The organism is Bradyrhizobium sp. SZCCHNRI3043 (genome assembly GCF_032377735.1).
Classification (GTDB): Bacteria; Pseudomonadota; Alphaproteobacteria; order Rhizobiales; family Xanthobacteraceae; genus Bradyrhizobium.
The window spans coordinates 99,051-122,052 of record NZ_JAUHID010000007.1; the positions used below are offsets into that span (position 1 = coordinate 99,051).

A 23,002-nucleotide genomic window follows, 5' to 3' on the forward strand; every position below is an offset into this window, starting at 1 on the left:
GTACATACGGATCACGTATACGGCGGTTCGGCGGATTAAGCGGCTTTGCGGGCTGCGAGGAAAGGCAGGCCGAGTGAGGCGAACAAGGACCTTGGCAGAGCGTTGGCCAGTGCGGCGCTGTTGGCGAGCCGCCAGGGACCACGTGGGTTGCCGGCGGTTTTAAGCGCCGTCTCCCGGTCGACGCCGCGGCGTCGCAGCTCGTCGAAGCGAGTAGGACCGCACTTCCATTGGGTCCAGACGACGGCGCGCAACCGCCGCCTGATCCACTCATCGAGCTTGCGCAACACCGACGGCGTCTCGCAGAACCCGAAGTAGCCGCGCCATCCCTTCAGATACAGCGCCAGCTTCTCGATGATCTGCTCCAGGCTTCGGCCAGATTGTCGCCCCGTCAGCTCCCGAACTCTCGCCTTGCAACGGGCAATGGCCTCGGGCGCGATGCGCCGGCGCGGCTTCTTCCCCTGCGTAAAGCTGAAGCCCAGGAACTTGCGGTGGCTCGGTCTGGCGACCGCGCTCTTGGCCCTGTTCACCTTGAGCTCGAGGCGCCGTTCCAAGAATCTCTCGATGCTCGCCATCACCCGCTCGCCCGCCTTCCGACTGCGCACATAGATGTTGCAGTCGTCGGCATAGCGCACGAAGCGATGACCTCGCCTCTCCAGCTCCTTGTCCAGCACGTCCAGCATCAGGTTCGACAGCAGCGGCGAGAGCGGCCCGCCTTGCGGCGTTCCTTCCTCCGTCGGGCTGACCAGCCCTCCCTCCAGCACGCCCGCAGTCAGGAAGCCGCGGATCAGCTTCAGGAGTCGCTTGTCGGCAACCCGCTTGGCGACCAGCCCCATCAGGATGTCGTGATTGACCCGGTCGAAGAACTTCTCCAGATCGATATCCACCACGACCGCGTGCCGGGACGCAATGTAGGTCTGCGCCTTCGCCACCGCCTGATGCGCCGAGCGGCCCGGCCGGAAGCCGAAGCTCGTCTCGGAGAACGTCCGATCCCATTCGCTTTGCAGCACCTGCAGAACCGCCTGCTGGATGAAGCGGTCGAGCACCGTCGGGATGCCGAGCAGCCTGACGCCGCCCGATGCCTTTGGAATCTCGACACGCCGCACCGGCTGCGGCTTGTAGGTGCCGTCGAGCAGTTGGGCGCGGATCGCGAGCCAGTTCACCTTCAGGTAGGCCGGCAGATCATCCACGGTCATCCCGTCGACCCCCGCCGCGCCCTTGTTGCGCTTCACTCGGTCCAATGCCTTCTTCAGGTTCTCACGTGCGACGATCCTTTCCATCGACGGTCCCGCGACCGCCGTCTGATCGAGACAGGCTTTCGCCGCGCGAGCTTCGGCCGCCCCGGCGCCGGCCCGCGGGGCTTCACCCCTCGGTCCGGGGCGAGGGTTCAGATTGCTCTGAGCTTCCTGCCGCATTGGGTCGTGCGAGATCACCGCTCCACCAGAACTTCCATCGTTCGGGCCTTCGGCGGTACGCTGCCGCCTACTATGCCCTCTGCTGACTTCTGCGTCGCGTTCAGATCGCCTTGCAACGACCTCAGTCCCGTTGCCGGGACACGACGCAGATCTCCCGAGGTAAGACCGACCGCCTTCACCGCATGCCCGTCGGATCTACCACCCCGCCCCTTGATGACCGTGGACTTCGCGATTGGTGGCTCGCTCGTCCGGCCGGGTAGGCCTCACATCCGATGTTTGTTCATCGGGCCGCGGCTTTGCTCCACGCTGTCTTCAGACCCCACCTCGCGATGACGCCCTTGCGCTTCGCTAATCCTTCGCCGCCATCAGGCTGGATAGAGGACTTCCACCTCCAAGCTGTCGTTCATACTCGGCACACCGCCCGTGGCCCGCCTGCGGAAAAAAATGCAGGCGGCAGGTACCACAGGTCTGGCCGAACACACCCGGCCCTCCCTGCGCGATGGGCTTACGATTTATACGCGCTCTCCCTGGGGACCGGGCTTTGTTGCCCCCATCACCCGCGATGCACTGACGCACATCAGCGAGCTTGACCTCAGCATCGGGAGGCCAGGACCACGCGACTTCACCGTCCGTATCGAAGTTGTTCGTCCGCTCGCGAATGCGCGCTGCAACTCCGACCCGGCCACCGCATCCCACACCCAACGCTCGTGACGACTCGCGAACGCCCCTCTTTCGATGAGCACGGGACGGCCGGAAATGTGCAGGTGATTTGCCCGACGACACAAGGGGAATTGTTGCGGCAAACTAGCACGACGGGCAGTTTGGGCATGGCCGGCATGCGGGAGCTTTGTTGTTTGGTGCAGCGTCACCGTAATCCCGCTCGCCCGAGCTTGAGGTGGCCATGCTCCCGTAAACTCGACGCACATCAGCATGCCTCTCAAGCTGATCTGACCTTAAGGTCGCTATCGCGGTCGACGCCAACCTCAGGAGCTTGACAAGAGCTAGGCGCTGGCGGCGTCGGCGTTTCGCCTCCAGTTTCGAGCGAATCGTGCGCAGACGTTTCGGCTTCATCGGGAGCTGAATTATCAGTAGATGCCTCACCCTTGCTCGACGATGAGTTGGTTGCTCGAAAACGACGCAGCTCTTCTTCATCGGCGGCGGCAAGCATTCGTTCTCTTTCCTCTATTTCTTTGCGAGCATCAGCCAAGTCCTTCTTGGCAAGATCACCTCCGCCAATTATGCCGCCCAAAATGCCGAGCATAAGAAAACCGACGCCGATGGAGTTCACCGCATTGTCCGAGAGAGCAAATAGGTACTTTGAACCAAATGCTATTCCGGCGCCGATAATCCCGATCATCGGGGTCGTAATCATTATTGCGAAGGCGACATTACCAAAAGCAATATCGAAAGATCTTTTAAAGCCGACCCCTTTACTGAGATATGCTTCATTGATTTGCGCGTCGACGTGACGCTGTAACGGAAGAAAGTTCGCCTTTGCTTCCCGAGCTAGTTTCAGAAGTTCGAGATCACGCTTCAGGCGATCAACGGATCGCGGCATTAGCTTATAGGCCAACCCCACCACGGCTGAGGCGACGCCGGTCAAGACAGAGAAAGTTTGAAGGTCAAAGTTCATAATCCCCTCCTTTGCCCACAGGAATCCTGCGAGCATCTATCGGCCCACCGGGGGACGATGGACGGAATCAGCAGTGAATTGATCATCACTTGTTTCGTCCGATGGACATAGCCGAACAAAAAAATTTGGAAAACTTTTGAGACGATAGCGAGAGTTGTGGCGGCCGAAATTTCCCCCGGTGGGCTACCCTGTTCGCTTTAACTTTGGACGGGCCTACGTGAGCCCCAGCCGATTGGATCCGCTCTGCATAGGCATCATGTAGGCCGCCGCTCGTGCGGGAGGCGATCGCCAATCTGCAACAGCCCCGAGCGAGCGCTCATATGGGTACGCTCCAGCGAGCAGACCCACAAAAGCAAAAGAACCTCGGCGCGGCGCTGCCTAGGGCGGCGTCATTCATGACACGCCTCCTTGTCACAGCTCAGCCCGGTGGCGTTCGCACGCCGAAGCTCGTGCTCGGCTTCGTGGCCGAGCCAGAGAGGGAGATGACGCGGCTCGTCACCGAGACGCGCGTCTACTGTCCCGGCCGCACATCCTTCTTCATGCTCCCGCCGTACTGGCTCGTGATCCGGTGAGCGGCCTCATCCGCCGGCGTATGCTCGGCGCCATCAGGCGTATGGCGGAAAGACAGAGGATGGATCGGGGCACAGCCGGCATTTGAGCCGACTTGTTGACTCCAACTATTCCATCATGGAGCTTACCGACCGCAGGGAGCGATGAGATGGTGAGTCCGGAGCTGGCGGCACGATGGATGGCGGTCAGAGCCTTGCTCGGGCGGGCCCAGACAGCGCTGCCAGCGCCTCCGCTCCGGCACGTGCAGGCGTGCGCCAAGCTGTACGAGGAATTTGCCGAATATCTCGAGCACAATGAGCTCGCGCTCGCGCTCGACGCGCTCATGGAGCTCGGCCGTCTCACCGCGCCGCGCGGCGGCTTCTGGCGTGACCTGGAGCGCGCCGCCGAAATCATGAACCTCGACGATCGGATTCTGGCCTCGCGAGAGGCGTTCCGTGCGGCGCCGATTTCGCCGGACGACGCGTCGTCCGGTGGTCCATAGCTCGATCACACCTGGGGAATCGCGACCCTGCACGTCACTTGCGGCTTCGCGGCCGCGCGGCGGAGGGACATCGGGGCACGAGCCCCGATGCTCACATGCGCGGATTGTCTTCTGCAATGCCCCGCGGGCCCGATGGGCGGCGGGCTGATCGCGGAAGCCCGGCCGGCTAGCCAATCGACGCCTGTGGAGGTGATCGATCGGCCTCGACGGAGGCGCCGCTGCCTCTGATGGGTTACGCCGCCCGCACTGAGTCCAGGAAGCGGCTGACCTCGTCGCGGAGGCGGCTGCTCTGGCCGGACAGCGACTTCGCGGCGGACAGCACCTGCGACGAGGCCGAGCCGGTGTCGTCGGCGCCCTGCCGGACGCTGGCGATGTTCGCCGACACCTGCTGGGTGCCGTGAGCGGCCTGCTGGACGTTGCGCGAGATTTCGCGCGTCGCCGAGCTCTGCTCCTCGACGGCGGAGGCGATGGCCGAGGCGATCTCCGACATCCGGGCGATGGTCTCGCCGATCTCCTTGATCGAGCCGACCGACTCCTGGGTCGCCGCCTGGATGCCGCCGATCTGCTGGCCGATCTCGCCGGTCGCCTTCGCGGTCTGCTCGGCCAGCGCCTTCACCTCCGAGGCGACCACCGCGAAGCCGCGGCCGGCCTCGCCGGCGCGGGCGGCCTCGATGGTGGCGTTGAGCGCGAGCAGGTTGGTCTGTCCGGCGATCGCATTGATCAGCTCGACGACGTCGCCGATCCGCGCCGCGGCCTTGGCGAGCTCCGCGACGTTGTCGTTGGTCTTGCGCGCCTGCGCCAGCGCCTCGTTGGCGATGCGCGCGGAGTCCTGCACCTGGCGGCTGATCTCGGTGACCGACGAGCTCATCTCCTCGGCGGCCGCGGCGACCGAATGCACGTTGGTCGAGGCTTCCTCGGAGGCCGATGCGACCACGGTGGCGAGCTCCAGCGAGCGACCCGCCGTCGTCGTCAGCGATGAGGCCGAGCGTTCCAGATCGGCCGACGCCGACGACACGACGCCGACGACCTCGCCGATCGCCATCTCGAACTCGCGGGTGAAGCGCTCGACGCGCTGGCCGCGCTCGATCTTGGCCTGCGCGTCGGCTGCGGCCGCCTGCTCGGCGCGCTTCTTCTCCAGCAGCGCCTCCTTGAACGTCTGCAGCGAGCCGGCCATCGCGGCGATCTCGTCGTCGCGATTGATCGTCGGGATCGTCACGTCGTCATGGCCGGCCGCCATCTGGCCGATCAGGCCGGTCAGGTTCACGATCGGGTTGATCACGCGGCGGCGCAGCAGCATGGTGACGAACACGAGAATGCCGGCGAGGGCAACGACCACCGCCGTCGCCAGCGCGAGCATCAGATAGGCTGCATCGCGCGCCGCGACGGCGCGGTCGCGCGCCTCGGCGATCGCGGCGTCGCGCACGACGAAGAACTTCTGCACGGCCGGGACGACCGCATCGGCCAGGGTGTCGGCGGTGAGTGCGTAGTTGAGATCGCCGAGCCCGGCCGCGATGTCCTTGTCGACGATCGGAACGGCGCGTCCGAAATAGGCCTCCCGGGCGTCCTTGAAGGCCGTGAGCAGGCGCTCCGGATTGCCGAGCTGGTCGATGCCGGCCTCCAGGCGCTCGCGATCGACCTCGGTGCGGCCCTGAGCGCGATCCATCGCCGCCTTCTCGGCCGGAGCCACGGCGCGGCGGGCGCTGAGCGCCGGCGACAGCGCGGCGGCTCGACCGCCGGCGGTCACGCGCAGGTCTTGCGCCGTGCGTGCCACGTCGAGCAGCGTCGTCAGCGACGCGTCGGCATTGGCGATGCGGTTCTGCAGACGGTTCAGAATCGGCTCGATCGCAAGAGCCACCTGGGTGACCCCGGGGAGAAAGCTCTTGATCGCAGCCGGGTCGCGCGCGCTCAGCGGCGCGGTCAGCGTGGGGTCCACCTTGGCAAGGATCTCGGACAGCTTGGACGACGCCTGGTCCAGGCTGCGGGTGATCGCCTCGCTATCGGACACGCTCGTCAACTGTGCGCGCGCTTTCGCGAAGGACGCCTCGGACGACTGCCTGATCTTGCGCACGCCTTCGAGCTGCGCGGGGGTTGCGGGACCTTCCTGGAAGATCGGCGTGATGTAGGGCGCGCGGTGACCCACGACATCCTGGGCGAACAGCAGCACCGCGCCGAAGGCCTCGACGGTCTTGATCGCTTCGGCCTTGTCGCTGACCGCCTTCACCTGCTCGATCACGACTTGTGCAGCAGGGAGGACGGCCAAAGCCGTCACGGAAAGCATCGAAATTGCAAAAAGTCGGCCGATTTTCATCATTGCCCCCGGATTACGCGGGCCCACGCTAGGTTCCTTATGATTAAGGTTGTGCTTAAATCGAATCCCGTATTTCAACGGGGGCTGGCCCCAGCGCATGTGCACCAGGCCATCCGAGCGGGCTGCTGTTCGAGCCGCGAGCGGACCGAGCGCCCGGCCCGCCCCGCCTACAAATCAAAGTTCGTCGGCAGCATCACGACGTCGCGAATGGTCATATGGCGCGGGCGGGTCAGCATGAACAGCACGACGTCGGCGACTTCGCCCGGCTCCAGCAGGCTGCCGGACTCGCGCGCCTCCTTCAGCTTCTCGGCCGGCCAGTCCGCGATCAGGGCGGTCACCACCGGGCCCGGCGAGATCGCGCCGACGCGGATGCCGTGCTTGAACACCTGGCGGCGCACCGTCTGCACGAAGCAGTCGATCGCCCATTTCGACGACGCATAGACCGGCTCCCACGGCGTCGGGTAATGCGCCGCGAGCGAGCTGGTGACGATGATGTCGCCCGTCCCGCGCGCGATCATGTGCGGGAGAGCGTCGCGCACATTCTTCATCACGACGTTGACGTTGAGGTTCAGCATGCGGTCGATCGCGTCGGTCCTGGCGTCGACGAGATCGCCGCCGAGATAGCTGCCGGCATTGGCGTGGAGGATGTCGAGCCGGCCGGCCGCATCGAGGACGCGCGGCAGCAGGGTGGCGCAATCCGTGGGATCGAGCAGGTCGATGACCACGGGGATCACGGCGTCGCCGTGCCGCGCGCGCAGGCTCGCCAGCGCCGCGGCGTCGCGATCGATCATGACGACGCGCGCGCCGGCCGCCAGCATCGCCGCGCTGCTGGCGAGGCCGATGCCCGACGCCGCGCCGGTGACCGCCGCCACCTTGCCTTCGAGTTCCCTGCTCATCATCTCCTCTTCGTCCGGCCAGACTACAGCAAATCGCGCGGCATTGCCGCGCTCCGTTGGATCCATGGAAGTTCCTGCGCGTTGCATCCCGGCCGCATCACCCGTGAAGAGCCCGATGGAGACGATCGAAGCCTATCTCGCCCGCAAGCATCAGGAGCTGCAGCTCCTGAACGGCTGCCTGCGGAGACCGCATGCGCTGCCGGCGCCGCGCGCCGTGATGGAGGTCATCCGGCGCAAGTTTCAGCTCACGGCCGCGCTGAAGGCAGAGCACGCGCTGGGCGACTGGACCGCGACGGAGACCGCCTGGGCGGATGCCGCCGATCATCGCGCCGGCCCGTTCGCCTTCAGCTACGACTATCAGCGCGCGGATCTCGACGTGCGCGGGCCGTCATTCTATGCGGTGGGCGAGAGCCGCCATGACACGATCTACACCATCTCCGGCATGGCCGCGATCGCGGCGCTGCTGCTGGCGACGCGGCCCGTTCTCGGCAGCACGGCGGACCTGCTGATGCTGCCGGGCTCCTATGGCGAGACGCAGGAGCTGGTCGCGGCGCATGCGCGGCATCTGCGCCCGGTGACGCTGACCCGCGGCCTTGCCGACGCGCTGGCGCAGCCCTCGCCGGCGCCGCGGCTGCTGCTGATCGATTCCAGCGCGACCGCGCCGCGCTTCGAAGCCGTGCTGAGTTGCGACCGCCCGGCGATCGATCTCCTGATCTTCGACACCACCTGCTTTGCCAATGGCTCCGGCCGCATTCGCCGCGTGCTGGCCTGGGCGCGGCGCTGGGACGTGCCGGTCGTGATGGTGCGCAGCCACACCAAGCTCGACTCGCTCGGCGCCGAGTACGGCCGGCTTGGCTCGGTCGCTTTCAGCGATTGGACCAATGCCGGCTCTGCAAGCCGCGTTGCGCTTCAGACGCTGCCGGACGAGACGCGCAACGCCGTCAGGCTGCTCGGCGGCGCCGCGCTGCCGGCGCATTTCCCGCCTTATGTCGGCCTGCCCGCCTATCGCGAGCTGACCGCGCGCCGCGTCGCCGCCATCCTGCGCAACAGCCGGCGCGCGCGGCGCCAATTCGCAACGACGCTTCCCGAACTGACCGCGGAGCTCGACTTCGCGCACGGCCTCTACGTCACGCTCGCCGGTCGCGCGCCTCTGGACGAGGCCACCGCGCGGCAAGCCGCGACCGCCATGAGTGATGATCTGCGGCGCGCCGGGCTGCCGATCCGCCACGCCGGCAGCTTCGGCTTCGATTTCGCTGCGACGGAATGGTTTCACGACGCCACCACGGATCGCTACAGCGTGCGCGTCGCCGTACCCGACCTGCCGACCGCGATCTGGGACGAACTGACGGACGCCATCGCCGCGTGGTGGTTCGCGCATCAGGGGCGATCCGCGGCGGCGTGACCGCTGCGCCATGGCACGCGCCTGCCTCCTCAACGGCAAACCTATCATGCCGCAAGCGGGGTTCAATGAGCAGCTCGGATTTCGATGTCACACGCCGCCACGTCGTGCTCGGCGGTCTCGGCGCCACCGCACTCAGTGCACTGGCATCGCGCATCGCTTTGGCGCAGGGATTCCGGGCAACGCCTCGCGCCGCTCGCAAGTGACCGGACCCGCTTCGGGAAGAGGGACCAACGGTCCGTCAACTCACAGCCACCCGCGCCGCCTGAACTGCCAATACAGCACGCTGCAGACAGTGGCGATGAAGCCGAGCACCGCGTAGTAGCCGTATTGCCATTTCAGCTCCGGCATGTGCTCGAAGTTCATGCCGTAGATGCCGGCGACCGCGGTCGGCACCGCAAGGATCGCAGCCCAGGCCGTGAGCCGACGGGCGATGTCGGTCTGCTGCGCCTGGCCGGCCATCATGCTGGCCTCGAACACGAAGGCGAGGATCTCGCGCAGGGAATCCGCATCCTCCTCGGCGCGCTTGGCGTGGTCGAGGACGTCGCGAAACAGCGGCGCCATCTCGGCATCGATCGCGACGTTGTCGACGTGCTCGAGCCGCTTGCAGACGCCGACCACCGGGCCGACGGCGCGGCGCAGCCGCAGCAGGTCGCGCCGCAGGCGATACAGAAGGTCGACCTCGTGGCGCGCGAGCGGCCGCTGCAGCACGACCTCCTCCAGCGTCTCGACCTCCGCCATGATGCTCTCGGTCACCGGGCGGTAGTTGTCGACGATGAAATCGAGGATCGCATAGAGGATGTAGTCCTCGCCCTTGGCGAGCGAGCCGGGACAGCTCTCGCAGCGCTCGCGCACCGCGCCATAGGAGGTCGAGGCGCCGTGGCGCACCGAGACGACGAAGCCGGGGCCGACGAAGACGTGGGTCTCGCCGAACACGATGTGCTCCTTGACGAGCTGCGCGGTGCGGGCGACCACAAACAGCGCATCGCCGTAGCGCTCGACCTTGGGCTGCTGATGCGCCTTCGACGCATCCTCGATCGCGAGCTCGTGCAGCCCGAACTGCTCGGCCACGCGCTGCAGCAGCGCAGCATCAGGCTCATGCAGCCCGATCCACACCACATGGCCCGGCCGCCTGCTCCAGGCGCCGGCCTCCTCGATGGCGATGTCGGCGACGCGGCGGCCATCGGCATAGACGCTGGCCGCGACCACGCCGGGCTCGCGCGACGCGCCGCGCGTGGGCACGGCCGGCGCATCGGCCGCTGTCTGCATCGTGACGGGACGCATGGCTGAATCTCCGCTTTCCGGGCCGACTTTCGACGCGAGGAGTCGCCGGGTCAAGCGTCGCATCAGGTCACGCCGGTCGGGCCGTCGAGCAACTGCCTGACGCGGCGGACCAGATCGGTGCGGCGGTACGGCTTGTTGATGATCTCGAACTCGCCGATGTTGGCATCGGCGCGCTCGACCGCAGCATCGGAATAGCCGGTGGTGAGCAGCACCTTCAATTTCGGCTGGCGCCTGCGCGCCTCACGCGCCAGCACGGTGCCGTTCATGCCGCCGGGCATCACGAGATCGGTGAACAGCAAATCGAAGCGGGCCTCCGAATCCAGCAGCTCGAGCGCGGCATGCGCATTGGCGGCGACCTCGATGCGATAGCCGAAATCCTCCAGGATCGAGCGCGCGAGCTCGGCCACGTCCGGACGATCCTCGACGATCAGAATGCGCTCGCTGCCCGACCGCTCCATCGCCATCTGCGTCCGGATCGAGGGCGCGGCGATCGCCTGCTCGGTCGCCGGAAACAGCAGCTGCACGGTCGTGCCGAGCCCGACCTCGCTGTAGATATAGGTGCTGCCGCCGGACTGCCGCGTGAAGCCGTAGACCATGGCGAGGCCGAGCCCGGTGCCCTTGCCCTCCTCCTTGGTGGTGAAGAACGGCTCGGCGACCCGCGCGAGAATATGGTGCGGAATGCCGACGCCGTCGTCGGACACTTTCAGCACGACATAGCGCCCGCCCTTGGGCACGCCGAACTGCACGATGTCCTCCTCCGCGATCTCCTTGTCCTCGGTGCGGATGGCCAACGTGCCGCCGTGCGGCATCGCATCGCGCGCATTGACGAACAGATTGAGCAGCGCAACCTCCGCCTGGGTCTGGTCGACGCGGCTGTTCCACAGGCCCGGCTGCGCCTTGACGACGATGCGCACGCTGTCGCCGAGCGTGTGGCGCGCCATCTGCACCATGGTCTCGATCATGTTGTTGAGGTTGATCGGCCGGCTGTCGAGCCGCTGCTTGCGCGCGAACGACAATAGCTGCTGCGTCAAGGTCGCGGCCCGGTTGGCGGCCGTGCGGATGTTCTCGACGGCGCGGCGGTGCCGCGGGGCCAGATCGGCGACGGCGCCCTGCAGGGTCTCGGTGTAGCCGATGATGACCTGCAGGATGTTGTTGAAGTCGTGCGCGATGCCGCCGGTGAGCTGGCCGATCGCCTCCATCTTCTGCGACTGCACCAGCGCGCTCTCGGCGTCGCGGCGGCGCGACACGTCGAGCTGCGAGCCGAAATAATAGACCAGCTCGCCGTCGCGGTTGTAGACCGGGCTGACGAACAGCGCATTCCAGAACGCAGCACCATTCTTGCGATAATTGAGGATCTCCACCGCGATGTCCTGGCGGTTGGCGATCGCCGTGCGGATCGCTGCAATGGTGTCGCGGTCGGTGTCCGGCCCCTGCAGGAAACGGCAATTGGTGCCGACGATCTCGGAGATCTCGTAGCCGGTCATTTCCAGGAACGCCCGGTTGGCGAACAGAATGGGATTGTCGTTCTGGCGCGGATCGGTGACGATCATCGGCATCCGTGTGGTCTCGACGGCCGCGAAGAAGATGTCGTGGCGCTCCGACGACAGATCGGATGCATCGCCGCTGTCGACGACCGCGCGATCGCGCTGCGGCTTGTGTTCCAACATGCTTCCTTGCTCCGCCTTCTCTCTCCATGACATGCAGGGTCGCGCCGGCACCGGCGTGAGTTGCGCAACGCGCCCCTTCGATATGCCGATGGATGGGATCGGGTTCCCGCAGGCATGCCTGCACGCGGGACGGCGCACACAGGGCTCACGAAAATGCGAGGAGGCGGCGGGGGAACAAATCCGGCGGATATGGAAATGCCCGCGCCGCATCATCGTCGGCGCATTGCGCGCGCGACGAGGATGTTGCGCGTCCGCCGACGGAGCGCGGCCTACATCACCGGGCAGAGCATCCGGGTCGACGGCGGGCTGACGCGCAGCGTGCGATGCGCTGCATCGTGGTCAGAACATCTCGAAATATTCGCGCTGCTCCCAGTCCGACACTTCGGCCTGGAAGCGCTCGAGCTCGGCGGTCTTGAGGAAGGTGTAGTAGTCGATGAAGGTCGAACCGAAGGCTTCGCGGAAGAACGCGTCCTGCTTCAGCGCATCGACCGCTTCGCCCAAGGATTTCGGCAGGAGATCTGCCTTTGTCTCGTAGGGAACGTCAGCGGACGGGCCGGGATCGATCTTGCGGTCGATGCCGTCGAGGCCGGCTGCGATCTGCGAGGCCATGTAGAGGTAGGGATTGGCGGCGGGCTCGCCGATGCGGTTCTCCAGGCGGGTGGCGCGGTCGCCGGGGCCGCCGAGCACGCGGATCATGACGCCGCGGTTGTCGCGGCCCCAGATGGCGCGGTCCGGCGCCAGCGAATAGGCGCGGTAGCGCCGGTAGCCGTTGATCGTCGGCGTCGAAAACAGCGCGGAGGCGCGCGCATGCGCGAGCAGGCCCGCCATGTAATGGCGGCCGAGCGCGGACAGTCCTTCGGCGTCCTCCGTCATGAACGCGTTGCTCCCGTCGCGCGCCACCAGCGACTGGTGCAGATGCCAGCCCGACGACATCACATTGGGGATGCGCGGCCGGCACATGAAGGTGGCGTGATAGCCGTGGCGCTGCGCGATCTGCTTCACGGCGCTGCGGAACAGCACCATCGTATCTGCAGGCGCCAGCCCGATGCCCGGCTGCAGCACGAATTCGCACTGGCTCGGCCCGTATTCGAGCTCGATCGAGCGCAACGGCAGGCCGAGCGCGACGAGGTTCGCCCGGATGATCTCGAGCGCCGGCTCCATCTGATCGAAGCGCTGCTCGGTGAGATATTGATAGCCCTGGGTCAGCAGGCTGACCGTCGGCGGCACGCCGGGCTGACCGGGCGAGCCGGCGTCACCGGGCGCGAGCCTGGGATCCTCGACCTTGAAGATGTGGCACTCGACCTCGAGGCCGGCCTTGAACTGATAGCCACGCTGGTCGAGCGTCGCCAATGCCGACCGATAGAGATTGCGCGTGGCGAACGGCACCGGCGCGCCATTCGCGAAGTACAGATCACACAGCACCCAGCCCGTGCCGGGCGCCCAGGGCAGCACGTGAAAGGTGGTGGGATCGGCGACCATCAGTGCATCGCTGCCGCCCTGCATCTCGGCCATGCCGAAGCCGCCGCCGGCGGTGAACACCGGAAACACGGTGCGATGCGAGGTATCCTTGGCAAGCAAGGTCGTCGTGATCGAGCAGCCGTCCTCGAGCGAGGACAGCGCCGCATCGACGGTGAGCGTCTTGCCGCGCAGGATGCCATGCTGGTCCGGGAACGAGAAGCGGATGGTGGTGAGGCCGTGCTCCTCGGCGAGGCGGCGCATGCGCACTGCGGCCTCGGCCTGCTCCACGGTCCACAACTGATGCTTGTCGACGAAACTCAACGATGGCTCCTCGAATCGTAGGACGGGCAAAGGCGCGTTCGCGGCGCGGCCTCCGCCGTTGCGCCAGTGGACGCTGCGAACACGACGCGCCCACCGCCGCGACGGTGCACGTGAATGGTGGGCACGCCGTCGGACGGCACGCTGCGCCGTTCCGCCGGCCTTGGCCACCGTACGGCAACTCGGAGCAAAGTAGCTACTCCGCCGCGCTCAGATGCGGGGCCAGCCGAATGATATCCGCCGGCACCGGCGGGGCCCAGGGGGCGTTGCGGCGGCGGCGGACGTCGACTTCCATCCAGTAGGTCTCCCAGCCGCGCGTCGGCCCGATGCCGTCCATCGTCGCCGGGCCCTGCACGCTGCGGGCCTCCGCGGCATCGAGGAACAGCATCGGCAGCTCGCCGCGCGCGATCGTCTCGATCTGCTCGCGCAGCAGACGGCGGTATTGGATGATGGCCTTGTCGGATTGCCCGAGATGCTCGCGGGTGCGGTCCTGGATCCGGCCCATCGACTCCACCGCCCACTGGTCGTGCACGTTGATGTCGTTGCCCATCCCGGTGTAGGTCGCGGTCGCCTGCTCCTGAGGATCGAAGCCGTAGTCGTTGCTCTTGTTCTTGCGCGAGCGATAGTCCGGCAGCTCATAGAGCTCGAGCCGCTGCGCCCGCATCTTCGCCCGGTCGACCGGCGCGCCATAGCTGGTGAAGATCGCGTACCAGTAGCAGGTCTCGTCATCGACCGGCACGTGCCACTGCGTGATCGTCATCTCCGTGCTCATCGGAATCACGAAGGCATGCGGGAACAGCTGATTGGTGACCCGCACATGGGTGCGCTCGGCATCGATCTCGCGCAGCGCGATGATGCGCAGGCCGTATTCGGTGCGCTCGACATTGATGATCGGACGATCATATTCGCGCAGCACCTTGGTCATCGGCAGCTCGCTGTCGGCGGAGGCGCCGCGGAACTGCTTGCCATAGGCGGTCGACGTATCCTCGTCCTCGAAGAAGCGGTGCAGGAACGAGGCATGCGCGGGATCGATGCCGACCTCCAGCGCCTGCAGCCAGTTGCATTCGATCAGGCCCTTGAAGGCGAAGGTGTAGGCGTCGGGCGCGGTGAAGCAGTCGAGGTCCGGGAACGCCGGGGCTGCGCCATCGCCGAGCCAGGCCCAGAGGATGCCGCCCTTCTCGACCACGGGATAAGCGCGCTGCTTGACGTTCTTGCACAGCGGCGAGCCGGCCGGTTCGGCCGGCGTCTCCAGGCAATTGCCGTCGGCGTCGAACAGCCAGCCATGGAAGGCGCAACGCAACCCGCCGTTCTCCAGCCGTCCGAAGGCGAGATCTGCGCCGCGATGCGGGCAATCGCGATCAAGTAGTCCATAGCGGCCCTGCGCATCCTTGAAGAGCACGAAGTCCTGACCGAGCAGCTTCACCGCGCGCACCGGCCGCTCGCCCGCGAGCTCATCGACCAGCGCGGCCGGCTGCCAGTACATCCTCATTAGTTTACCGGCGGGCGCGCCGGGTCCGACGCGCGTGATCAGGTCGTTTTGCTCCTGGCTCATCATGATGGCCGTCTCTCCTGTTCCGTCGCAAGTCGGGCGTTGAGCGTCACGCGATCATCTAATAATGTTCGCTAGACGAACACATGTTCGCCCAGATTAGATTCGCTTTAAGTGGGGAGAAGCGCAAGTGAAAAAGCTACAACCGAAGCCGAGGGGCCAACGGACTGCAACTTCACTGCGGCCGAAAACAACAACAGCGGATCATGTCAGGCCGATGCCGAAACTGAAGCGCACTGATGAGGAGAAGAAGCAGGCTCGGGGCGACGGTCCCGAGTTCGTGGAAGCGCTCGATCGCGGCCTGCGGGTGATACAAGCCTTCAGCCGCGAGGGCCGCCCGATGACGCTGAGCAAGGCCGCGGAACTCACCGGCCTCGCCCGCGCCACGGTGCGACGGATTCTGCTGACCCTGAAGGCCTCCGGCTTCGTCCATGGCGACGACCGGCTGTTCTCGCTGACGCCGCGCGTGCTGCTGCTGGCCTCCAGCTATCTCGCCTCCAACCAGATCAACAGCGTGATGCAGCCGTTGATGGACAACACGGCCAGCGAGGCGCGCGAGGTCTGTTCGCTCGCCGTCCTCGACGGCGAGATGGTTGTCTTCATCGCGCGCGCGACGTCGGCGCGGATGTTCTCGACCGGGCTCGAAATCGGCTATCGGCTGCCGGCGTTCTGCACGTCGGTCGGCCGCGTGTTGCTGAGCCGGATGCCGGACGATCAGTTGCGCCAGGCCGTCGAGCGCATGACGCTGACCGAGATGACGCCGCAGACGATCACCGACAAGGAAGCATTGCTCGCGTCGATCATCGCCGTCCGCGACGACGGTTACTCGCTCGTCGACGGTGAGGCGGAGCTGGGTTTCCGCTCGATTTCAGTGCCGATTCGCCGTTATGACGGCGGCATCATCGCCGCCGTCAACATCGGCGGCCACGTCGATCGCATCGGCGTCGACGAGATGAAGGAGCGCTTCCTGCCGCTGCTGAAGAAGCTCGCAGCCACGGCGCAGCCACTGCTCGTCTGATCGTCGGGGAGAGGCCTCAGCCGCTGGCGCGCTGGCTCTCGCTCGCGCATCAGGTCACGCCACCGCAACCTTCGCATCGAACTCGCGGCCACGAGCGCCGCTGCTCCATCCGGCAGCGACATCGCCGAGAGGCATCGTCGCGCCGCTGATCGAGCACGTCGTCCCGCCCCTCGCTGCATCGCGGATCGGCGCACTCGCCGTTCTCGTGAGAGTCGGACTTCGCGCGACAATCGTTCCGATGTCATCACCGACAGCGCGGTGCTACCAACTCATCGCCGCAGCAGCACGAGAGAGCCGGCCATCGCCGGCCACGTGAAGTTACCGGCCGCGCGAACTAATCGTTGTGGTCGCAGGCCTTGCGACGCCGCGGCCCACGCCCATTACGTGATATTATCGTGACGCCCGACCCTGTTTGCCACGATTGACGATCCATCCAGGTATCATCGCGCTGCATGCGATGGTGGCATGATCCGGAACGGAAGTAGTTGGATCCCCGCCTCGCGCGCGAATTGCGGACGACGCCACCAGATTGCCGCGAATGGCGCCGCAATCACGAAAGCCAGAGGCGCCGCGGCCCAAGCGGCGTCGCGTGCGACCCGATCACTGCGGCCGTTCGCCGTCGCGAAGAGGCGCAGGATGAGCCAGGGCAAGGCTGAGGACGAGGTCGTCGCCCTGGGCGGCGGGCGCGAAGCGGAGCACATCGTTGGACATCGGCCGCCTCACGCGCGTAAATGGCATGCCGGGTGGAAAACACCCGGACCAGGTGAACGCCGTTTCCGGGGGAAGACCCATGACTGATGCGCTGCCGCTCGTGCTGGTGCCTGGACTGATCTCGTCGCCCCGCATCTATGCGCCTGTCATCCCGGCGCTGTGGCGGCTCGGGCCGGTGATGGTGGCCAACCACGTCCGCGATGACAGCATGGCCGCGATCGCGCGCCGCATCCTGGCCGAGGCGCCGCCGCGCTTCGCGCTCGCGGGACATTCGATGGGCGGCTACATCGCTTTCGAGATCATGCGCCAGGCGCCGGAGCGCGTGGGCCGGCTGGCGCTGATCAACACCCAGGCGAGGCCCGACACGCCGGAGGCGAGCGCCCGCCGCCGCACCATGATCACCCGCGCCAAGGAGGGCGACTATCACGGCGTGGTCGACGAGCTGTTCTCAGGCTTCGTGCATCCGTCGCGACAGGATGATCCGCGGCTGCGCCAGCTCGTGCACGACATGGCCGAGGAGGTCGGCGTCATCGGCTTCATCCGGCAGCTGACGGCCATCATGTCGCGTCCGGACTCGCGGCCGACATTGACCGCGATCCGCTGCCCGACCCTGGTGCTGACCGGCGACACCGACAACACCATTCCGAACAGCCTGTCGAAGGAGATGGCCGACGGCATCGACGGCAGCTGGCTGGTCGTGCTGGAGAATTGCGGTCACCTGCCGCAGCCCGAGCAGCCGGAGGAGACCGCGCAGGCGCTGATGGAGTGGTTGAGGGGGTGAGATCGCCAATGAGCCATATGAGACTCCGCACGCTGGCCGGTGGCAACTCACCGGAATGCAGCGTATATTGCGACAATGCTGGATAACGCCAAAATCGCCAAGATCGCCCGCGAGGTCGCCACTGCGAATCTGAGCAGCTCCGCCGCGGTAACAGACGTCACGACGGCATCCTATGCGGACTCCGAAGGCCGTGACGCGCTGCGGATCACCATCGTATTGAGCCCCATCCAAGGGACCAACATCGAGGGAGAAGCAGTACTGGATACGCTGGTCCAGATCCAAGAGCAGCTCCAGGCCGCAGGCGAGGACCGTTTTCCGCTGATCGAATACGAGGCGGAGAACGAGGCCGTTGGCGATACTTAATCCGGAGCATCTGTTTCAGCAGGCTGAGCAGTTGATCGTTCCGCCTGCGGCGGGGCCACCACGGCAGGTGAACATCCGTCGCGCAATTTCGGCTGCGTACTATGGATTGTTTCATGCAACGCTCATCGCCGCTGCAGATCAATTCGTTGGCAAGACGAAACAAGGGACACCTTCATACGCCCTCGTCTATAGAGCCGTGGATCATCGAGACCTCCGATTGCTATGCGAGGAGATCAAAAAGTCGAAGCTCTCCGCCAAATATCTCCCGTTTGCGCCCTCTGGAGGCTTTGGAGCAAACCTTCAAGCGTTCGCATTCGCTGTCCTGGAGCTGCAAGAGAAGCGCCATGAAGCCGACTATAATCCGATGATCCGCGTCAAAACCCTGGATGCGCAGCTCGCCATCAGAATGGCGAGAGCTGCATTGGCGAGCTTCGAAGCCGCTCGCGTCCAAAACCAGGAAACTTTCCTGACATTGTTGACGTTGTTGCTATTCCCGCCCCGCTGAGCCAGGACGGAAAGCCAACTACGCTTCGCTGACTCTTCCCTTCCCCACCCTCAACCCGTCCACGAACACATCGAGCAGCCGCAGCACGCTCTGCTGCCAGCCGGTCTGGTCGTGCATGTAGCACATGCCGATCAGCGCACGCAGGACGTCGTCGGCGCTGATGTCGCTGCGAATCTCGCCGGCCTCGACGGCCCGCGACAGCAGCGCGCCGATCGAGCGGGTGAGATGGCCGTGCGAATAGGCGGCGAGCTCGGAGTTCGCGTTCATGACGATCGCCAGTGCGGCCATCATGCCCTTCTTGGTGGCGACGAACTGCACCGTCGAGCGCAGCCAGCGCCGCAGCGCCTCGACCGGCGACGGCTCGCTCTTCAGCGCCTCGGCGAGCTCCGAGAGCTGCTCGACCTCGCGCCGGTACACCGCCTCGAACAGGTCCTCGCGGGTGGGGAAATGGCGATAGAGCGTGCCGATGCCGACGCCAGCCTGGCGCGCCACCGCTTCCAGGCTGGCTTCGGCGCCGCCGGCGCTGAACACCGCCTTGGCGGCCTCCAGCACGCGCTCGCGATTTCGCTGCGCATCGGCGCGCGGCTTGCGCGGCCGCTCTTGTGGTTTCGTCTCCATCTCACCAGCTCTTGATGTCGGACCGTTCATGTCCCCTTGCTAAACGGAGGAACCCTCCGTATAAATAGACCTGCCACCCGGGACAGCCAACCTTGCTGAGCTGTCGTCCCGCGGTCGCTGGATCTGGACGGACCACCGCCCGTAAGGCGGTGCCCGCTGCGATCCGATTAGGCCATCGCTTCGATCGGAACAACGCATGAATTGGACTGTCAGACTCACCGTCAACGGTGAGCCGCGAACGCTTGCGCTCGACGACCCCAGGGTCACCCTGCTCGACCTGCTGCGCGAGCGCCTCCACCTCACCGGCACCAAGAAGGGCTGCGACCGCGGCCAGTGCGGCGCCTGCACCGTCCTGGTCGACGGCCGCCGCATCAACTCCTGCCTGACGCTGGCCGTCAGCCTCGACGGCGCCGCGATCACCACCATCGAAGGACTTGCTCAAGGCGACCAGCTGCACCCGGTGCAGGCGGCGTTCATCGATCATGACGCCCTGCAATGCGGCTTCTGCACGCCGGGCCAGATCATGAGCGCGGTCGGGCTCATCAATGAAGGCCAGGCCGGCGACGACCCGGACCGCGTCCGGGAAGGCATGAGCGGCAATCTGTGCCGCTGCAGCGCCTATGTCGGCATCGTCGAGGCCGTGCTCGACGCGCAGGCGACGCTTGCTGACAAGACGGAGCGCGCGGCATGAACCGGTTCGACTACGTGAAGCCGTCGACGGTCGCGGAGGCGGTCGCAGCGGCCAGCGCGCCCGGCGCGGCCTATCTCGCTTCGGGCACCAACCTGCTCGATCTGATGAAGGGCAATGTCGTCCGGCCGGCGCGGCTGGTCGACATCTCGCAGATCAAGGAGCTGACGCGGATCGAGACGCTCGGCAATGGCGACGTCCGGATCGGCGCGCTGGTGCGCAATGCGGACCTCGCCCATGACGCAAGCTTCGCGCGCGATTTTCCGGCCGTCGCGGAAGCGCTGCTGTCCGGCGCCTCGGCACAGCTGCGCAACGCCGCCACCGTCGGCGGCAATCTGCTGCAGCGGACGCGGTGCGCCTATTTCTACGATCCGGCCTCGGCCTGCAACAAGCGCACGCCTGGCGCCGGCTGCGACGCCCGCGGCGGCGACAACCACCAGCACGCTGTGCTGGGCTGGAGCGAGGCCTGCATCGCCACCAATCCCTCGGACTTCTGCGTGCCGCTGGCGGCGTTCGATGCCGTGGTTGAGATCGAAGGCAAAGCGGGCCGGCGCGAGGTCGCGCTGGAGGCGCTGCATCTGTTGCCCGGCAGCACGCCGGAGAAGGAGACCGTGCTCGCGTCGGGCGACATGATCGTCGCGATCCGGCTGCCGGCGGCTGCACGCGCCTTCGCCAGGCATGCGCGTTATCTGAAGGTCCGCGAGCGCAATTCCTACGCGTTCGCGATCGTCTCGGCGGCAGCCGGTCTCGTGATCGAGAACGGCAGCATCAAGCAGGCGCGCCTGGCGCTCGGCGGCGTCGCTGCCAAGCCATGGCGGCCCCATGAAGCCGAAGCGCTGCTCGCAGGACAGCCCGCGGATGCACACCTGTTCGAACGCGCCGCCGAGGCGGCGCTGCACGACGCAAAGCCCTCCGGCGACAACGCCTACAAGATCCCGCTCGCGCGCAGCCTGATCGTGCGCGCGCTGCAAGCCGCGAGCCAAGGCACGCCGTCGCGCATGCCGGCGCTGCCGGCCTCTCCCTTCTCCTCCGTTCCAGGAGTGCTTCATGACGCCTGAGCTCAATCTCTCCCGCGATCCCGCCCATATCAGACACGGCTCCAACATCGGCCAGTCGCTGTCGCGCGTCGATGGCCGCGCCAAGGTCACCGGCACGGCACGCTACGCCGCCGACAACAATCCGCCCGGCCTGCTCTATGCCGTGCTCGCCGTCTCCAGCATCGCGCGCGGCCGCGTCGTCGCGCTCGACGTCGAAGCCGCCAAGGCGCATCCCGGCGTGGTCGAGGTGATGACCTCCGCCAACCGGCCGCCGCTGCACGCCGATCCCGACGGCAAGCCTAATCCGTTCGCGTTCCGCTTCGAGGCGCTGCAGAACGATCGCGTGCGCTACGCCAACCAGCCGATCGCGCTCGTCGTCGCCGAGAGCCTGGAAGCAGCGACCGAAGGCGCCGCTCTGCTGTCCCCGCGCTACGAAGTCGAGCAGGCCCGCATCGGGCTCGACGCCAGCGACGCCTACGTGCCGCCTGTGGTCGGCATGGGATTTCCTGCCGAGAGCTACCATGGCGATGTCGAGGCCGCGCTGGCGGGCAGCGACAGGCAGATCACCGCGACCTATGAGACCCCGGCGCACTATCACAACGCGATGGAGCCGCATGCGATCGTCGCCGAATGGCAGGGCGATCGCCTCGTCATCGACACGCCGACCCAGGGCCTCGTGATGATGCGCGGGCGCCTCGCCGAGCTGTTCGGCATCGCGCCGGAGAGCATCCTGATCCGCAGCCCCTATCTCGGCGGCGGCTTCGGCGGCAAGGGCCTCATCGCGGGACCGCAGATCCTCGGCATCCTCGCCGCGAAGCTGACCGGACGTCCGGTGAAGCTCGTGGTGCGCCGCGAGCAGCTCTACGGTCCGTTCGGCCATCGCTCGCCGACCCGGCAGACGTTGCAGCTCGGCGCAAGCGGCGCGGGACAATTGTCGGCGATCCATCATCACGCGCGGATTGCGACCTCGAGCTTCGAGGATTTCTACGAGGCGGCGGCGCATGTCACGCACACGCTGTATACCGCGCCGGCGATCGCGACCACCTATGACGCGGTGCGCATGGACACCGGCACGCCGCTGTTCGTGCGCGCGCCCGGCATCGCGCCGGGCTCGATCGCGCTGGAAAGCGCGGTCGACGAGATGGCCGAGGCCTGCGGCCTCGATCCGCTCGCCTTCCGGGTCAAGAACTACGCCGAGGTCGAGCCGGCCATCGGCAAGCCGTTCTCGTCCAAGGCGCTGCGCGAGTGCTACACGCAAGGTGCGGAGCGTTTCGGCTGGTGGGAGCGGCCGCTGAAGCCGCGCACGATGCGCGACAAGGACGGCTTCCTGGTCGGCTGGGGCATGGGCACGGCGACGTTCCATGCGCTGATGTTCGCAGGCCAGGCGCGCGCGGTGATCCGGCGCGATGGCAGCGGCGTGGTGGAGAGCGGCGCGCACGACATGGGCCAGGGCGCGTGGACCGCGTTCGCACAGATCGCCGCGGATTCTCTCGCGCTCGATCTCGACCAGGTCACGTTCAAGGCCGGAACGTCGGATCTGCCGGATGCCGGCATCGCCGGCGGCTCGGCCCACACGGCGACCGTGGGCACCGCGATCCACAATGCGGGAGCCGCGGTCATCGCGAAGCTTGCCGGGCTTGCGACGGCGGATGAGCGCTCGCCACTGTTCGGCGCCGGCAATGCCGGCGTGATCGCTCGCAACGGGCGGCTGCTGCGGCGCGACGATGACAGCCGCGGCGAGAGCTATGCCGACATCCTGGCCCGCGCCGGTCTCGCCGAGATCGAGGGCTCCGGCTCAGGCGTGCCCGATCCCGCCGCCAACGAGCAGTACGCGATGAGCTCGCATGGCGCCGTCTTCGCCGAGGTCAAGGTCGATCCCGATCTCGGCCAGGTCAGGGTGACGCGGATGGTCGGCGCGTTTGCGGCCGGGAGGATCATCAATCCGAAGCTGGTGAACAGCCAGCTCATCGGCGGCATGATCTGGGGCATCTCGCTGGCGCTGCACGAGGAGGCCGTCACCGACCGGCGCAGCGGCCGCATCATGAACGCCAATCTCGGCGAGTATCATGTGCCGGTGAATGCCGACGTCCCGGCGATCGAGGCGTTCACGGTCGAGGAGCACGATCCGTTCGTCAACCCGCTCGGCATCAAGGGCGTCGGCGAGATCGGCATCACCGGCTCCGCCGGGGCGGTGGCCAACGCAGTGGCGCATGCGACCGGCATTCGGATCAGGCGCTTCCCAGTGCGGATCAGCGATCTGGTCTCGCGCCAATGACGATGGCGCGTTGAGGACCGGCACGAAGCCT

General features: G+C 66.5%; 19 protein-coding genes. 10 read left to right on the forward strand and 9 right to left on the reverse strand.

Translation table 11 applies throughout. The features are described from left to right. Positions 1–35: 35 nt before the first annotated feature. Both ltrA and QX124_RS16765 read right to left on the reverse strand, forming a co-directional pair. The gene (ltrA, locus tag QX124_RS16760; protein WP_409997696.1) at positions 36–1,412 is read right to left on the reverse strand and encodes a group II intron reverse transcriptase/maturase; all 1,377 of its coding nucleotides are present in this window, start codon (positions 1,410–1,412) and stop codon (positions 36–38) included. Between the two features lie 937 nt (positions 1,413–2,349). Beyond that, positions 2,350–3,045, reverse strand: coding sequence for a hypothetical protein (locus tag QX124_RS16765; protein WP_315773780.1), 696 nt, complete (start codon positions 3,043–3,045; stop codon positions 2,350–2,352). A gap of 395 nt (positions 3,046–3,440) precedes the next feature. On the opposite strand from QX124_RS16765, the gene QX124_RS16770 reads away from it, so the two are divergent. Further along, positions 3,441–3,617 (forward strand): hypothetical protein, encoded by a 177-nt coding sequence (locus QX124_RS16770; protein WP_315797738.1) that lies wholly within the window; start codon positions 3,441–3,443, stop codon positions 3,615–3,617. A 146-nt stretch (positions 3,618–3,763) separates the two neighbouring features. Continuing rightward, entirely contained in the window at positions 3,764–4,096 is a 333-nt protein-coding gene (locus tag QX124_RS16775) for a hypothetical protein (protein ID WP_315797739.1), read from the forward strand. Positions 4,097–4,328: 232 nt separating this feature from the next. Here the strand turns inward: QX124_RS16775 and QX124_RS16780 are convergent, their stop codons facing one another. Together QX124_RS16780 and QX124_RS16785 are read right to left on the reverse strand one after the other, a co-directional pair. Then, positions 4,329–6,404 carry a HAMP domain-containing methyl-accepting chemotaxis protein gene (locus QX124_RS16780; RefSeq protein WP_315797740.1) on the reverse strand — a complete coding sequence of 692 codons (2,076 nt, stop codon included), beginning with the start codon at positions 6,402–6,404 and terminating at the stop codon, positions 4,329–4,331. 167 nt (positions 6,405–6,571) lie between these two features. Further along, complete coding sequence (locus tag QX124_RS16785; RefSeq protein ID WP_315797830.1) at positions 6,572–7,300, reverse strand: SDR family oxidoreductase; 729 nt, start codon at positions 7,298–7,300, stop codon at positions 6,572–6,574. Between the two features lie 115 nt (positions 7,301–7,415). Between QX124_RS16785 and QX124_RS16790 the strand changes: the two genes are divergently transcribed. Beyond that, positions 7,416–8,702, forward strand: coding sequence for a hypothetical protein (locus QX124_RS16790; RefSeq protein WP_315797741.1), 1,287 nt, complete (start codon positions 7,416–7,418; stop codon positions 8,700–8,702). A gap of 243 nt (positions 8,703–8,945) precedes the next feature. Here the strand turns inward: QX124_RS16790 and QX124_RS16795 are convergent, their stop codons facing one another. The 4 genes from QX124_RS16795 to QX124_RS16810 form a co-directional block, all read right to left on the reverse strand. Further along, positions 8,946–9,983 (reverse strand): magnesium and cobalt transport protein CorA, encoded by a 1,038-nt coding sequence (locus QX124_RS16795; RefSeq protein WP_315797742.1) that lies wholly within the window; start codon positions 9,981–9,983, stop codon positions 8,946–8,948. Positions 9,984–10,045: 62 nt separating this feature from the next. Next, positions 10,046–11,650: a hybrid sensor histidine kinase/response regulator gene (locus tag QX124_RS16800; protein WP_315797743.1), complete on the reverse strand. Its 1,605-nt coding sequence runs from the start codon at positions 11,648–11,650 to the stop codon at positions 10,046–10,048. Positions 11,651–11,989: 339 nt separating this feature from the next. Continuing rightward, positions 11,990–13,429 (reverse strand): glutamine synthetase family protein, encoded by a 1,440-nt coding sequence (locus QX124_RS16805; RefSeq protein ID WP_315797744.1) that lies wholly within the window; start codon positions 13,427–13,429, stop codon positions 11,990–11,992. A gap of 193 nt (positions 13,430–13,622) precedes the next feature. After that, positions 13,623–14,981 (reverse strand): aromatic ring-hydroxylating dioxygenase subunit alpha, encoded by a 1,359-nt coding sequence (locus tag QX124_RS16810; protein ID WP_315797745.1) that lies wholly within the window; start codon positions 14,979–14,981, stop codon positions 13,623–13,625. A 211-nt stretch (positions 14,982–15,192) separates the two neighbouring features. Between QX124_RS16810 and QX124_RS16815 the strand changes: the two genes are divergently transcribed. The 4 genes from QX124_RS16815 to QX124_RS16830 all read left to right on the forward strand — a co-directional run bounded on the left by QX124_RS16815 (position 15,193) and on the right by QX124_RS16830 (position 18,353). After that, on the forward strand, positions 15,193–15,993 hold the full coding sequence (locus tag QX124_RS16815) for an IclR family transcriptional regulator C-terminal domain-containing protein (protein ID WP_315797746.1): 801 nt from the start codon (positions 15,193–15,195) through the stop codon (positions 15,991–15,993). Positions 15,994–16,783: 790 nt separating this feature from the next. Further along, positions 16,784–17,485: an alpha/beta hydrolase gene (locus QX124_RS16820; protein WP_315757568.1), complete on the forward strand. Its 702-nt coding sequence runs from the start codon at positions 16,784–16,786 to the stop codon at positions 17,483–17,485. Positions 17,486–17,560: 75 nt separating this feature from the next. Continuing rightward, positions 17,561–17,848 carry a hypothetical protein gene (locus QX124_RS16825; RefSeq protein WP_315735958.1) on the forward strand — a complete coding sequence of 96 codons (288 nt, stop codon included), beginning with the start codon at positions 17,561–17,563 and terminating at the stop codon, positions 17,846–17,848. Next, on the forward strand, positions 17,835–18,353 hold the full coding sequence (locus QX124_RS16830) for a hypothetical protein (protein WP_315735957.1): 519 nt from the start codon (positions 17,835–17,837) through the stop codon (positions 18,351–18,353). The genes QX124_RS16825 and QX124_RS16830 overlap by 14 nt, the downstream gene beginning before the upstream one ends. 18 nt (positions 18,354–18,371) lie before the next feature. Here QX124_RS16830 and QX124_RS16835 read toward each other — a convergent pair whose 3' ends face one another. Next, positions 18,372–18,971 (reverse strand): TetR/AcrR family transcriptional regulator, encoded by a 600-nt coding sequence (locus QX124_RS16835; RefSeq protein ID WP_315773772.1) that lies wholly within the window; start codon positions 18,969–18,971, stop codon positions 18,372–18,374. 196 nt (positions 18,972–19,167) lie between these two features. Between QX124_RS16835 and QX124_RS16840 the strand changes: the two genes are divergently transcribed. From QX124_RS16840 to QX124_RS16850, 3 genes are read left to right on the forward strand one after another with little or no spacing between them, the layout of a single operon-like run. Beyond that, positions 19,168–19,662 (forward strand): (2Fe-2S)-binding protein, encoded by a 495-nt coding sequence (locus QX124_RS16840; protein WP_315797747.1) that lies wholly within the window; start codon positions 19,168–19,170, stop codon positions 19,660–19,662. Next, a complete protein-coding gene (locus tag QX124_RS16845) occupies positions 19,659–20,717 on the forward strand; it encodes a xanthine dehydrogenase family protein subunit M (RefSeq protein ID WP_315797748.1) in 1,059 nt (352 codons plus the stop codon). Before QX124_RS16840 ends, QX124_RS16845 begins: the two co-directional genes overlap by 4 nt. Further along, a complete protein-coding gene (locus QX124_RS16850) occupies positions 20,707–22,971 on the forward strand; it encodes a xanthine dehydrogenase family protein molybdopterin-binding subunit (protein WP_315797749.1) in 2,265 nt (754 codons plus the stop codon). Before QX124_RS16845 ends, QX124_RS16850 begins: the two co-directional genes overlap by 11 nt. The last annotated feature ends 31 nt before the right edge of the window (positions 22,972–23,002 follow it).

Excerpts from the sequence above, each read along its gene's own strand:
- QX124_RS16825 (WP_315735958.1), top strand. The coding sequence starts at position 17,561 with ATGCTGGATAACGCCAAAATCGCCAAGATCGCCCGCGAGGTCGCCACT.
- QX124_RS16775 (WP_315797739.1), top strand. The coding sequence starts at position 3,764 with ATGGTGAGTCCGGAGCTGGCGGCACGATGGATGGCGGTCAGAGCCTTG.
- QX124_RS16785 (WP_315797830.1), bottom strand. The coding sequence starts at position 7,300 with ATGAGCAGGGAACTCGAAGGCAAGGTGGCGGCGGTCACCGGCGCGGCG.
- QX124_RS16765 (WP_315773780.1), bottom strand. The coding sequence starts at position 3,045 with ATGAACTTTGACCTTCAAACTTTCTCTGTCTTGACCGGCGTCGCCTCA.
- QX124_RS16815 (WP_315797746.1), top strand. The coding sequence starts at position 15,193 with ATGCCGAAACTGAAGCGCACTGATGAGGAGAAGAAGCAGGCTCGGGGC.
- QX124_RS16770 (WP_315797738.1), top strand. The coding sequence starts at position 3,441 with ATGACACGCCTCCTTGTCACAGCTCAGCCCGGTGGCGTTCGCACGCCG.
- ltrA (WP_409997696.1), bottom strand. The coding sequence starts at position 1,412 with ATGCGGCAGGAAGCTCAGAGCAATCTGAACCCTCGCCCCGGACCGAGG.
- QX124_RS16795 (WP_315797742.1), bottom strand. The coding sequence starts at position 9,983 with ATGCGTCCCGTCACGATGCAGACAGCGGCCGATGCGCCGGCCGTGCCC.
- QX124_RS16800 (WP_315797743.1), bottom strand. The coding sequence starts at position 11,650 with ATGTTGGAACACAAGCCGCAGCGCGATCGCGCGGTCGTCGACAGCGGC.
- QX124_RS16820 (WP_315757568.1), top strand. The coding sequence starts at position 16,784 with ATGACTGATGCGCTGCCGCTCGTGCTGGTGCCTGGACTGATCTCGTCG.
- QX124_RS16850 (WP_315797749.1), top strand. The coding sequence starts at position 20,707 with ATGACGCCTGAGCTCAATCTCTCCCGCGATCCCGCCCATATCAGACAC.
- QX124_RS16845 (WP_315797748.1), top strand. The coding sequence starts at position 19,659 with ATGAACCGGTTCGACTACGTGAAGCCGTCGACGGTCGCGGAGGCGGTC.
- QX124_RS16840 (WP_315797747.1), top strand. The coding sequence starts at position 19,168 with ATGAATTGGACTGTCAGACTCACCGTCAACGGTGAGCCGCGAACGCTT.
- QX124_RS16810 (WP_315797745.1), bottom strand. The coding sequence starts at position 14,981 with ATGATGAGCCAGGAGCAAAACGACCTGATCACGCGCGTCGGACCCGGC.
- QX124_RS16790 (WP_315797741.1), top strand. The coding sequence starts at position 7,416 with ATGGAGACGATCGAAGCCTATCTCGCCCGCAAGCATCAGGAGCTGCAG.
- QX124_RS16780 (WP_315797740.1), bottom strand. The coding sequence starts at position 6,404 with ATGAAAATCGGCCGACTTTTTGCAATTTCGATGCTTTCCGTGACGGCT.
- QX124_RS16835 (WP_315773772.1), bottom strand. The coding sequence starts at position 18,971 with ATGGAGACGAAACCACAAGAGCGGCCGCGCAAGCCGCGCGCCGATGCG.